This is a genomic window from Paraburkholderia monticola (assembly GCF_001580545.1).
In the GTDB taxonomy this organism is placed as follows: Bacteria; Pseudomonadota; Gammaproteobacteria; order Burkholderiales; family Burkholderiaceae; genus Paraburkholderia; species Paraburkholderia monticola.
The window spans coordinates 296468-308208 of the sequence record NZ_LRBG01000039.1; the positions used below are offsets into that span (position 1 = coordinate 296468).

Sequence of the window (11741 nt, forward strand, 5' to 3'; positions counted from 1 at the left end):
TCCGTTAAAACGCGCCCGCGCGAGGCAGGCGGCGGGCATGGCGCACACGATAGCGGAAAACGGCGTGAATGGGGGGGCCGGCGCAAGCCGACGACGGCTTTACCCCTCCGATACCGCCCCCCGCGCCCCCCTCGCCCTTATCAGTTCCGCCCGTCCCGCCAGCCCCCACACCACCGCCGCCACGGCCGCCGCCACGAGCGCCGCGACGCCGAGCGCCGCCGCGAATCCGGCCGCGAAGCTCGCCTGCGCGGCCGTCGTCAGCGCCGAGCGCAGTGCAGGCGCCAGCGACGCGGTGGCCTGCGCGGTGTCGCCCGCCATCACGCGCGACATGAAGCCGGCGTCGAGCGCGGCGCGTACGGCCGGCGTCAGCGGCACAGTCGCGACGAAGGCCGCGCGCGCGTGCGCCGCCAGCACCGCCCCGAGCACACCGACCGACATGACGATCGCGGTAAAACGCGTCGTCGTGCTGATCCCCGACGCCATCCCGGTCCGCTCCGGCGGCACGCACGCCATGATCGCCTTCTGCGTGTCGCCGTTCAGCACGCCCGCGCCGAGTCCGGTGACGATCATCCCGCCCGCGACCCACGCATATTGCGCGCCGCCCGCCGCGAGCGCGGTCAGCAGATTGCCGAGCGCGATCAGCAGCAGGCCCGCGCTCAGCAGCAGCATCGGCGCAATCCGTTTGCCGAGCGCCGCGCCGACGTACGGGCCCACCACCATCGCGAGCGCGAACGGCAGCATGCCGATCCCCGCCGCGATCGCTGACAGCCCGAACGCGTTCTGCAGATACAACGGCAGGAACGTCATCATCACTTGCGCGCACGCGGCATAGCCGAACATGGCGAGCACCGCGGCGACGAAGCGCGGTTGGCGGAACAGCGCGAGATCGACCATCGGATGCGCGCGGCGCCGCTGCAACTGGACGAACGCGCCGCCGAGCAACGCGCAGGCCGCGAGCCGCGCGCCGGTCGCCCCACTCGCGAAGCCGTGCGACGGTGCGTCGATCAGCGCCCAGATGCCGCACGCAAGCGCGAGGCCGAACAGCAGGCTGCCGGCGACGTCGAGCGGACCGGGCGCGGGATTGCGCGACTCGGCCAGCTCGCGCGACGCGCACCAGCCGAGCACGCCGCAAACCGGCAGATTGAACAGAAAGATCCAGCGCCAGCCGAGCCATTGCGTGATCACGCCGCCGACCAGCGGCGCGATCGTGGTCGCGACACCCATGCAGGTGCCCCACACGGCCCACGCGCGCACGCGGGCGGGGCCGTCGTGGAAGGTGTTGGCGATCACCGCGAGCGCGGCCGTCAGTAGCATCGCCGCGCCCACACCCTTGAGCGCGCGCGCGACGTTCAACGCGAGCGCCGACGCCGCGAGCCCGCAACCGAGCGAGGCGAGAGCGAACACCGCGAGCCCGACGAGCAGCATGCGTTTGCGGCCCACGCGATCGGCGAGCGCGCCTGCCCACAGCAGGCACGACGCGAACGCGACCATGTAGGCGCTGACCACCCATTCGACGGCGGCGAAGCTCGCGTGAAACGACCGCGCGATCGACGGCAACGACACGGCGACCACATTGGTATCGAGCACGATCAGCGCGCAGGTGGCCGACGCGATGGCCAGCACGAAAGCGGGTCGGGCGGCGGATACCGGCGGTGCCGGTGCATGGCGGTGGCGAAGCAATGACATAGGGGCGGCTCGCGGCGACGCGAAGGACAGTGCGGAAGTGACGTCATCGTAGCGACCGTACTATTGCCTGTCATTGACCTAAAATCACAGAATAATTAGCGATTCAGTCAATACTGGAAAAGCATGCGACAACTGGAACTGCGTCATATCCGTGCCTTCGTGTGCGTCGCTCGGGCGCTGCATTTCGCGCGCGCCGCCGACGAGCTTGGCATCGCCGCGCCGTCGCTGACGCGGCTGATTCAGGAAACCGAACGCCTGCTCGGCGTGCGGCTGTTCCATCGCACGAAGCGCTCGGTCGCGCTGAGCGCGGCGGGCAGCGCCTATCTCGCCGAAGCGCTGATCGCGCTCGATCATCTCGAGCGCGCCGCGCAGCGCGCGTTGCTCGCCGGGCGCGGCGAGGTGGGACGCGTCGAGATCGGCTATGTGGCCTCGGCTGCCTATGCGGGTGTGTTGCAGAAGGCGGTCGGCGGCTTTCGCAACACGCATGCGGGCGTCGAGGTATCGATCCGCGAAGTGCCAATGGACGCGGTCGCCGCGATGCTCGGCGATGGAATGCTCGACGCGGCCTACGTGCGTCCGCCGATGCCGCTCGCGACCGGCATCGAGGCCATGAGCGTGCATCGCGATCGCTTCGTGCTCGCCCTGCCGGCCGATTCGCCGCTCGCCGAGTCGGCCAGCGTGCGGCCCGCGCAGCTGCGCGACCAGTGTTTCGTGCTGCCCGAGCAGGAGTCCGGCACCTTCGAAGTCGCGCGACGCGGGCGCTTCGCGGCGCGGCTCGGGCCCCGTCCGGGCACGCTCGCCGCCGTGCTCGCCTGCGTGTCGCTCGGCGGATACGTGTCGGTCGTGCCGCATACGCTGGCCGATTGCATTGCGCTGCCGGGCGTCGTCTACCGCGACATCGCCGGCCGGCCGATTGCGTCAGAAATCGCGCTCGCGTTCCGCCAGCACGAGCGCGCGCCGGCCGTCAAAGCGTTTCTACGTTTCGCACGCGGCGGTACAGACTAACCACTTTCTCGATCGACGTCGCTGAAAGCGACGGTGGTCAGGTTCCGCGCCAACACAGGACTCGTCTTTCGTTATATCCTGACGGATATCACGGTAGGTCTTGAGGCACGCATCGCCGAAGACCATTTTTTTTGCCCACCGCTATATCCACCTGAATACATCGCGCCGCGCACGACACGCCTGACCCGAACCGGATTCGAGACTTTCATGCACACGCCCCCGTTTCCTCTGGCCCAGCCCCCGCGCCTGAAGCTATCTGGCGACGAGCTTGCGAGCACCGGCATCAAGGCGCCGCGCGACGCATGCTGCTCGCCGGTCGACGCAACCCCGGCAAACGTCAGGCGGCGCGCGCGCCTGTCCGAACTCGACAGTCATCTGCATTGCTCGATCATCGGGACCTGTCTGAGCACGCACGAACTGCGCAAGCTGGTGCCGAAATTTGCCGACCTCGATCGCCGCGACGCGAGCGATCTCGAGATCCACCACACGGCTGTCGAACTGGCGATCGCGGGCGGCCCGGGTGCGAAGGCGCTGCACAAACTGCTCGACGAACGCTACGCGGGCGCGATCCGCCGCTTCACCCAAGCCGCCGACGACGTCGAGTTGCTGAGCCTATGGGACGACGCGCTCAAAAACGGCGACATCCCACCCGCTTACTGGGCGCTGATGACCCACCCGCTCGCGACGATGCCGGTGCGTCAGAAAGCGTTCGGCGAGTTGCACATGCTGTCGCATCTGGTCGGCGCGGCCAATCGCGCGGACATACGCCGGCTCGTGGCACTGGAGGAAGAAAACGCCACGCTGAAAGAGAAGGTCGAGCGACAACAAAGCCGCATCCAGCAACTGGTGATCGAGCGCGATGCATCGATCGCGGCGCTCAACGAACAGATCGCGCGACTTCAGTCAAACCCGTTGCCCGCCGATACGACCACGCTCGAGGCGCAAGTGCAGCAACTGCGCGAATGGCTCGCCACTGCCGATCAACGCGTGGCGCTGCATACGAGCCGGCGCGAAGCGGCCGAGCAGCGCATGCAGCAGGAACAGGACGCGGCCGTGGCGCTGCGTCACAGCCGCGATCAGGCGCTCGCGCTGCTCAAGCTCGTGCAGAGCGAATGTGATGCGCTCGAACGCGCAACCGTCGATGCCGCCGATGCCGAGAACGGCACCGGCCCGCGCCGCGCGAGTCTCGACGGCGTGCAGGGCAAACGGATCGTCTACGTGGGCGGCCGGCCCGGCTCCAATGCCGCGCTCAAGCGGCTCGTCGACGCGGCCGGTGGTGAGCTGGTCGTGCATGACGGCGGCCTGGAGGATCGCAAAGGGCTGCTTGCCGCCGCGCTGCCGGGTGCGGATATCGTCGTGTTTCCGGTGGATTGCGTCGATCACGATTCGATGAATACGCTCAAGCGGATCTGCGAGCGTCACGGAATCGACTATCACCCGCTGCGGACGGCGAGTGTCGCGAGCTTCGTCGAGTTGATCGCGCGGCTGCATCCCGAGCACGTCGCGCAGCTTCGAAATGCGCCGCCTTCGCCGTTCTGTTTGCGGCACGGCTGAGCGCATCGCACACACAGACGCAAACGCCGGCCTCTCACACGCGAAGCAGCTTAATCAATTCGGCGATCTGCTTCGCGCAGGTTCGCCGCGCTTCTTCCTCGACGTCGCGATACAGGTGAATGATGGTTTCGCCGACCGGTGTCAGCGTGCAGCCGCCCCCGCTCTGACCACCCTGCTCCGAAAGCGTGGCCGGCGACTTCAGCGAGCGGTTCAGCTCGTCGATCAGCAGCCACGCGCGCCGGTATGACATACCGAGACTGCGCGCCGCCGCCGAGATCGACCCGTATTCGCGCACCGCTTCGAGCAGATCGACTTTGCCCGGCCCGAGCGCGACTGCATCGCCGTTGCGGATGCGCATTCGGAAGCGCACTTCGGGACGCGTCCTGGTGGACCGGGTCGCCGGTGCGGCTCTGGTTTTGGCGGGTTTTGCGGTGTCGGCCATGCGCGCAAGCATACACGAACAGCCTCGCGCCGCCACCTCCCCGCGTGCCTCAACGCTGCCCTGGAAAGCAGTACCCGTAGTCTTCGCAGCCCGGGCAGCCCGGCGCGGGTCCCGGTTGCAAACCCAACGAAAGCGCGCATTGCGCGGCGAGGAATTTCTTCCAGCGCAGGTTATCGACGTTGCGCGCGACCAGCACCGGAAAGTAGCGCGTCAGCATCCATGTCACTTCATCGCGGCCCGCGAGGCCGAGGTCGCGCCATAGATGATCGGGACGCAGACAGGCGTGGGCGATGATCGTCGCGAGGCACTGCGCGTCGTCGGGATGGACCGTGCCGCTGGCGTTTGCGACGAGCAGCGCGTGCAGTGCGTGGACGAAGCTCGCGTGTTCGCTGGGGATCACCGCGAGCGGCAACGGCGCAAGGCTCGCGCGACCAAAGTGTCGCGCGAGCAGCGCGTGCCATGCGTGCGCTTGCAGGCCGAGCAACGCGAGTTCGTCGCGAGCGTCGCGCGCGGCGATCAGTTTGGCGAACAGACGGGTGTCGGCGGATTCGGGATCAGTGGCCTTGCCTAGCCATGCCCGCAAGGGGTCGGCCGTCAGCGGATCGTCGGACATGGCTATCCCCGTGCAAGCAAAAGTGAATCAGACTTCGTTCGCATACGCCCGGCCGCGAATCTCGGCCAGCGACGTATCCACCAGTAGACGGCCCGTATCGAACACCGTCGCGAGCGCTTCGTCCCACTCGCCCGCCACCGTGTGTTCGTCCCATACGATCGGCAACGTGACCGTCCGGTACTCGCCGGTGCAACGATGGCGCAGCAGCGTGAGACGGCCTTTCATCGAGCGCTTGCCGTGATCGGTGACCGGATCCTTCGACACCTCGTGCCATGCATCGCCAAGCCGGATCGCCGAGCACTTCATCGCGAAGCGCTGCGTATCTCGGTTGATCTGCTGCAACAGCGCGCCGCCCATGCCGAATACGATGTTGTCGGCGGCGAAGCCGGCTTCGTCCATCGCGGCGAGAATCGCGGCGATCGAATCCGGGTTCACGCCATCGCCCTGAATCACGCGTACCTGATTGAGCACGCGCCGCCCCTTGCTGTTCGTCTGGGAGCCGAACGACGCCTCCAGCGCACGCAGCGTATGCAGCACGATCGTGCAGGGATCGCCGGAGTCCGGGCGAATCACCAGCGTGCCGCCGGAATCGAGGACGGCCTGCTTCAGTTCGGTGCCCCAGGCGTTGAGCGCAGCGAACAGGTCGTAAGAGTCGGACACCACCGAAACGATCGCGCCCGGCTTGCCGAAGCGCTCGATCATGTTGCGATACGCGTCGGTTTCGCGCTCGCGGCCCCACGACGTGATCGTGCTGTGCTCGGCCGCCGGCACCGAAAACGCGGCCATGCTGTCGTGGTAGAAGTGATTGGCCGCGACCACGCCGAGCACCGTATCGGAGCCCATGAAGCTGACGAGATGCGCGGCGCCGCCGATCGCCGCCGACTCCGCGCTCGACACGCCGCGCGCGCCGAAATCGTGCAGCTTGAACGGCAGTTGCGAAAGATCGTCGCTGCTCTTCAGCAGATATGCGCGGATCGTCTGGCGCAGATGCCAGCTTTGCGTCGCGACCGTGATCGGATACCACACGCGCATCAGCATCGTCTCCACATACGACGCGAGCCAGAACACCTGGGGGTCGTCGCATTCGACCGTCACGAGCACGTTATGCGTCGGCACGAGCGAACCTTCGGGTACCGCGCGAATCCGCACCGGCAGATAGCCCCCGTATTGCTCGACGACGTAGCGCCAGCCCGCTTCGTTGAACGGCTCGCCGTGCGCGCTGAAGAAAGCGCGGGCCTGCTCGATCATCGCGGCGGTGACCGGCCGGCACAGGTACTCCTTCAGCAGCATCTGCAAGCCGAAGAACAGCGTGTGCTCGTAACGTCCGCCGCGCGATTCGATGTACGAGAACATCGCCGATGCATCGGGTGGATATTGCAGAAAGTGCGACGCCTTGTACGAGTCCGTGTTCAGGATCAGATTGGACAGGATCGAGGCGAGGTCGCTGAAACCCTGCGTGCTTTGCATGGACGGTGCTGCGCTCACGTGATTGTCTCGCTGGAGTGGCCGGGCGGCGCGAGCCGGTCCGACGTCGAAAAAGGCCGGGTATCACCCGAAACTTCACCTTACTCCGGTACGCGCGATAGCGCTCGTGATCGGACAGCGGCTTCTCTTCACACGGGACGCATCCGAGCGGCAGCGCCAGGCGAGCCGGCGGCCTAGACCCCGGGTTTCAATTGCGGCGGCCGCTTCGGCCACGTCGCGAGCAGCCGGCCGAGCATGCTCCTGCGGCGCTCGGCACTCACCGGCCAGAGCATGTTCGCGAGCAGGCCGATGCCTTGCGCGAGCCCACTGTCGCGCGCCGACGTGACGAGCGGCACGCCGCGGCTCAGTGCCTCGTTGACACGCAGATCGTCGCGCGGCAGTTGATGCGCGACCTTCGCGCCGAGCGTGCGTTCGAGCATCGGCAGATTGATCTGGGCGTTCTTGTCGTACTGATTGACGACGACGCGCACCTTGCTGAGCGGATGGCCCAGTTCGCGGAAGATTTCGAGCATGCGGCGCGCGCCATGCAGGTACAGCGGGTTCTGCCGCACGACCATGCAGATCGCATCGCTATGCGCGAGCGCGCGGATCGTCAACGGATTCAGGCTCGGGCCGACGTCGATCAGCACCGCGTCGTAGCGCTCGCGCACCAGCGTCAGAATCCGGTCGAGTTGCTCGGGCAGTAGCTCCGCGGCCTTCAACGGATCGCCGGCGCCGGCGAGCAGATCGAGGTTCGCGCGCACGTGCATCGCGCACGCGTCGAACAACGCCGCGTCGAGCTGCTCGTTGCGCGAGCACAGGTCGGCGAGCGTCATCGGCGGCGGGCGATTCGCCATCAGCAGGCTGGCGTCGGCGAATTGCTGGCTCAGATCGATCAGCAGCACACGCCGCTCGCGCTGCGCGGCGAGGGCGCACGCAAGGTTGACCGCGATCAGCGTCGTGCCGCTGCCGCCCTTGCTCGAAGCGAGGACCACCACCCGTGCGCCGCGCCGCTCGGGTTCGCGGCGCTCCACTTCGATCTGTGTCAGCGCGTCGGCGACGGCCTGCCGATCGAGCGGCCAGGACAGCACGTGCCGCACGCCGACGCGCCGCGCCGCGCTGGCCAGCGCGGTGGACGGCGTTTGCGTCACCAGCATGCAATGGAGCGCCGGCGCGCCGACGAGCGTTTCCTCGATGCCGTCGAGTCCGTGCGCGTGCAGATTGGCGTCGTCGACGATCAGCAGGTCGGCGCTGCGGACGAGGCGCGCATGCATCGTCAGTTGCAGCACCGAACCGTATAAGGTGTGCAGCCGGTAACGCACGCCGCTCTCCTCGAGCCGCACGACGATGCGCTGCGCGTTTTCAATGCTGGCGGCAATCAGGAAGATGTCGATCATGGCAACTCGGCGGCGCGTGGTGCGTCATGCTTGTTTTTATATTCAAGGCGTCTGTTCGCGATCGACGACGCAGGCTACGACGCAGGCTCGCTACCGGTGAGCGACTCCCTGAAAACCATCACCCGGCGCGGCGGTGCGTCAAGCGTCGGCGTCGGCTTCGGTGTCGCCGTCGGCTTCCTCGTCGCGCGGGTGCGCCGCGCGGCGTTCAGCGGATGCCGGCAGATCGTACAGCGCGTCGCGCAACACGCCACGGCGCATCTCGGCCTGGGCGCGGCGCTCAAGCGCTTCGGCGACGAGCAACGTCAGCAGATCGACCGACGAGCCCGCCGTCTGTGCGAAAAATCGCGCGCGCGACGCCGCGACATAGCGCCGGTAACTGAGCCCCGTTGCTTCCAGAACGGCCGGCTTGCGAATCAGTTGTGGTTTCATGACAACCCCCGATGTCGATCAAGATTGCGCCAGGTCGTGCCGTTCGGCGGCAGCGCCCCGGCCGTGGGCCAGGTCGCCGTGCCCGTGCCAACCCACGGACACGGCACCCGGTTCACCTCGTACATTCGTCTCTCTTCGGAGACTGTGGCCTCTCTCCCCGCTTCATCGCGCCGGCCCGGTCCTGATCCGGCGCTGCCCCTACCGTTTTTCGGCGCGTCGCTCGCACACGTTGCAAGCGCGTTGCCTGTCGTTATCGCCATCCTTTTCGCGTCGTTCGGACGAAAAAGTCGAAAAGGAAAAACGGCGAAGTCGATGCCCGTTGTCGTCCGGTTTTGAATGGCCGCCCTGCCGGTCCACCACTCAGCTGTTTTTCTGGACGTATATATAAAAAGGCCCCGCCGCGCTCCCACAAACACCTGATGGCCTCCCCGACCGTGCCTGCGAGTGAGCTTTTTACCGCCGGTCTTTTTTAATCCGGTATTTCCCCGTACCGTCGACCTGGCGGCAAAACGTTTTCTGTGCAAACCATATTGCAACGGTTATGCCAACACGAGTGCCAATCGATAAAAAGCCCGCCAAAGCTTCACGCCACCGTGAAATCGGCCGGTTTTTCGAGCGGCAAGAGCCTGCCCGATTTTTGGCGCGACGCGCATTGATTCGTTTATGAGACACGAATTCGCCACGCGCTGCGCTCGGAGCGCCCGCCGGAACCCATCTCGCGGGCCCGTTGACTGGCCGCGGTGCCAGCCACACGCGGCTTCGCGCTGCGCGAGGTCGAACAGGCGCCCCGTGCGGCGCCGCAAATCCCATTTCCCGCGTGCCGTCCGATTTGTCGCAACTGTGAAACACGGCCGCTCGCGCCCCATCTGTTTTTGTCACGGCTTAACGTCCCGGTTATTGCGACGCAATGTGCGATGGCTCGCATAACCGGGCTTGACCGCTTATTCATTAGTGATCCATGTGAATCAAAAACCACCAGATGCATTCCTGATCCATATTTCTTTGTCTGGCGCTTTCAGGCGCTTTCGCTTATCGTTAGGCCATACGCCAATCAGAGCGTCTGTATCAGGTCAGCGAGGCAAGCCACGGTTCAAGTGGTTTTCACGATTCGGGGATAAAGTCGCCGGGCAGTTTCAGCAATGAACGCAAGTAAGCCGCCATTGCATGAATCCGTCCGCCATACCGCGCCGCGCGTTCGACGCAACCCTCGTTCGTGATTGCTGCCGCCGCAAATGCGTCGCGCCCGGAGTGCAGCAACCGGCCGCCTGACTATCCATGACGTCGCACAGCAGTCCTGACGGATCGACCCCCGGGGGAACCATGACTACGAGTTGCACGCCGGCCGACACGGAACGCACTGTTCTGTACGTGGCGAACGCGCCCGACCAGAAACTCGTCGAGTTTCTGGCAGCGTCGGGATGGCAAGCCGTGCACGCCAAGAGCGCGGCCATCGCGGAACGGATGATCGAACGCGGCAACATCAAGGTCGGGCTCGTTCAGCTGCCCGAAGATTGCAGTTCCCAGGAGCTGTCCGCGCTGGCGCTGTGCATGCGCCGCGTCGAAACCAACTGGGTCGCGCAGATCGTGCCGGGCCAGGCCGACAACGAGCTGGTCAGCCGCTTCATCCTCGATTACTGCTTCGACTTCGTCACGCAACCGTGGCTCAACGAGCGGCTCGTGTTCGCGCTCGGCCACGCGCACGGGCTGTCGAGCCTGCGCCAGCCGCGCGTCGCGCCGGAGCCGTCGCTCGGCCGCCACGGCATGGTCGGACAATGCGAGTCGATGCAGCAGCTGTACCGTCGCATCGACAAATGCAGCGTGACCGACGCGCCGGTGTTCATCGCGGGGGAATCGGGCACCGGCAAGGAGCTGACCGCCCGTGCCATTCACGACCGCTCGCCGCGCGCGCGTCACACGTTCGTCGCGATCAATTGCGCGGCGATCCCGCCAAGCCTGCTGCAAGCCGAACTGTTCGGCCATGAGCGCGGCGCATTTACCGGCGCGGTGCAACGCAAGATCGGCCGCATCGAGAGCGCGCACGAAGGCACGCTGTTTCTCGACGAAATCGGCGACATGCCGCACGAATGCCAGGCGGTGCTGCTGCGCTTCCTGCAAGAAGGCACGATCGAGCGGCTCGGCGGCAACGGTCCGATCAGCGTCGACGTGCGCGTGATTTCAGCAACCCACGTCGATCTGGAACGCGCCGTCGAAGACGGGCGCTTCCGCTCCGACCTCTACCACCGGCTGTGCGTGCTGCGCCTCGTCGAGCCGCCGCTGCGCGAGCGCGGCGGCGACATCAAGCTACTCGCCAACTACGCGCTCAGCATGTACAAGCAGGACGGCGCGCGCAAGCTGCGCGGGCTGTCCAGCGACGCGATCGTTGCGATGTCGAACTATCCATGGCCGGGCAACGTGCGCGAGCTGATCAACTGCGTGCGCCGCGCGGTCGTGATGAGCGAGGGGCGCTTCATCACCGCGAGCGACCTCGGCTTGCCCGAGGCCGACAACGGCCCGGCGGTCACGCTCGCGGAAATCCGCAGCAAGGCCGAAAAGGACGCGATCGAGGGCGCGCTGCTGCGGCACGGCTACAAGTTGTCCGATGCGGCGGCCGAGCTCGGCATTTCACGCGCGACGCTGTATCGGCTGATGCACGCGAACCGGCTGCATCAGGAACCGGCCGCGCGCGGCGCGAGCGGCGGCCCCGATGCCGACGACAAGGCCGAGCGACAGACCTCATGGGTGGAATGAGCGGCGATTTAAGCGTTTTTTGTAGTGAACGCTTAGCAATTTACCGTCAAGGTCTTTGATCATTCCCGATTCATTGCGGGCTGAGCGCATGTAGCGCAGCCGCCGGGGCCTCCCGCGCCGCAGCTAGCGTTTCCACCCAGCAAGCGTTTCTGCTTCCACCTCCTCCGCCCCGCGCACACGGGCTCACAGGGCATTTCTGCCTCTTTCGACAAGACCGCCGGCCGACATCGGCTATCCTGTCGGTTCAACGCCCCGCCCGGCCGGCGCCGCCCTCGCGGCCCTTTCGCCCGTCCGGCGGGCCTCCGCCGCAGGAACTTCAGCCGCCCGGCCCGTGTCCGTTCCGGGTCGCCCGCCGAAACAGGCCTCACGTTCCGGCACAATCGCCCGCATTGGCTTCATCCCG

9 protein-coding genes are annotated in these 11741 nt (G+C 66.4%); 3 read left to right on the top strand and 6 right to left on the bottom strand.

What is annotated here, in order from left to right; genetic code table 11:
• Window positions 1–99 precede the first annotated feature (99 nt).
• Complete coding sequence (locus CI15_RS32420; protein ID WP_062137002.1) at window positions 100–1686, bottom strand: MFS transporter; 1587 nt, start codon at window positions 1684–1686, stop codon at window positions 100–102.
• A 123-nt stretch (window positions 1687–1809) separates the two neighbouring features.
• Here CI15_RS32420 and CI15_RS32425 point away from each other — a divergent pair, with 123 nt between their 5' ends.
• Both CI15_RS32425 and CI15_RS32430 read left to right on the top strand, forming a co-directional pair.
• Window positions 1810–2691, top strand: a complete 882-nt coding sequence (locus CI15_RS32425; RefSeq protein ID WP_062137005.1) for a LysR family transcriptional regulator — start codon at window positions 1810–1812, stop codon at window positions 2689–2691.
• 207 nt (window positions 2692–2898) lie between these two features.
• On the top strand, window positions 2899–4245 hold the full coding sequence (locus CI15_RS32430) for a DUF2325 domain-containing protein (RefSeq protein ID WP_062137008.1): 1347 nt from the start codon (window positions 2899–2901) through the stop codon (window positions 4243–4245).
• A gap of 34 nt (window positions 4246–4279) precedes the next feature.
• On the opposite strand, the gene CI15_RS32435 is transcribed toward CI15_RS32430, so the two are convergent.
• The 5 genes from CI15_RS32435 to CI15_RS32455 all read right to left on the bottom strand — a co-directional run bounded on the left by CI15_RS32435 (window position 4280) and on the right by CI15_RS32455 (window position 8590).
• Window positions 4280–4687 carry a winged helix-turn-helix domain-containing protein gene (locus CI15_RS32435; protein ID WP_420915893.1) on the bottom strand — a complete coding sequence of 136 codons (408 nt, stop codon included), beginning with the start codon at window positions 4685–4687 and terminating at the stop codon, window positions 4280–4282.
• Between the two features lie 49 nt (window positions 4688–4736).
• On the bottom strand, window positions 4737–5300 hold the full coding sequence (locus tag CI15_RS32440; protein ID WP_062137016.1) for a nitrogen fixation protein NifQ: 564 nt from the start codon (window positions 5298–5300) through the stop codon (window positions 4737–4739).
• Between the two features lie 27 nt (window positions 5301–5327).
• Window positions 5328–6767, bottom strand: coding sequence for a nicotinate phosphoribosyltransferase (locus CI15_RS32445; protein ID WP_062137019.1), 1440 nt, complete (start codon window positions 6765–6767; stop codon window positions 5328–5330).
• Between the two features lie 191 nt (window positions 6768–6958).
• Window positions 6959–8161 (bottom strand): CpaE/TadZ family protein, encoded by a 1203-nt coding sequence (locus tag CI15_RS32450; RefSeq protein ID WP_062137021.1) that lies wholly within the window; start codon window positions 8159–8161, stop codon window positions 6959–6961.
• A 138-nt stretch (window positions 8162–8299) separates the two neighbouring features.
• Window positions 8300–8590 (bottom strand): hypothetical protein, encoded by a 291-nt coding sequence (locus tag CI15_RS32455; protein WP_062137024.1) that lies wholly within the window; start codon window positions 8588–8590, stop codon window positions 8300–8302.
• Window positions 8591–9910: 1320 nt separating this feature from the next.
• Between CI15_RS32455 and CI15_RS32460 the strand changes: the two genes are divergently transcribed.
• Window positions 9911–11338, top strand: coding sequence for a sigma-54-dependent transcriptional regulator (locus CI15_RS32460; protein WP_062137027.1), 1428 nt, complete (start codon window positions 9911–9913; stop codon window positions 11336–11338).
• Window positions 11339–11741 lie beyond the last annotated feature (403 nt).

Coding starts and splice junctions, on each gene's coding strand:
- CI15_RS32420 (WP_062137002.1), bottom strand. CDS start 1,686: ATGTCATTGCTTCGCCACCGCCATGCACCGGCACCGCCGGTATCCGCC.
- CI15_RS32425 (WP_062137005.1), top strand. CDS start 1,810: ATGCGACAACTGGAACTGCGTCATATCCGTGCCTTCGTGTGCGTCGCT.
- CI15_RS32430 (WP_062137008.1), top strand. CDS start 2,899: ATGCACACGCCCCCGTTTCCTCTGGCCCAGCCCCCGCGCCTGAAGCTA.
- CI15_RS32435 (WP_420915893.1), bottom strand. CDS start 4,687: ATGGCCGACACCGCAAAACCCGCCAAAACCAGAGCCGCACCGGCGACC.
- CI15_RS32440 (WP_062137016.1), bottom strand. CDS start 5,300: ATGTCCGACGATCCGCTGACGGCCGACCCCTTGCGGGCATGGCTAGGC.
- CI15_RS32445 (WP_062137019.1), bottom strand. CDS start 6,767: ATGCAAAGCACGCAGGGTTTCAGCGACCTCGCCTCGATCCTGTCCAAT.
- CI15_RS32450 (WP_062137021.1), bottom strand. CDS start 8,161: ATGATCGACATCTTCCTGATTGCCGCCAGCATTGAAAACGCGCAGCGC.
- CI15_RS32455 (WP_062137024.1), bottom strand. CDS start 8,590: ATGAAACCACAACTGATTCGCAAGCCGGCCGTTCTGGAAGCAACGGGG.
- CI15_RS32460 (WP_062137027.1), top strand. CDS start 9,911: ATGACTACGAGTTGCACGCCGGCCGACACGGAACGCACTGTTCTGTAC.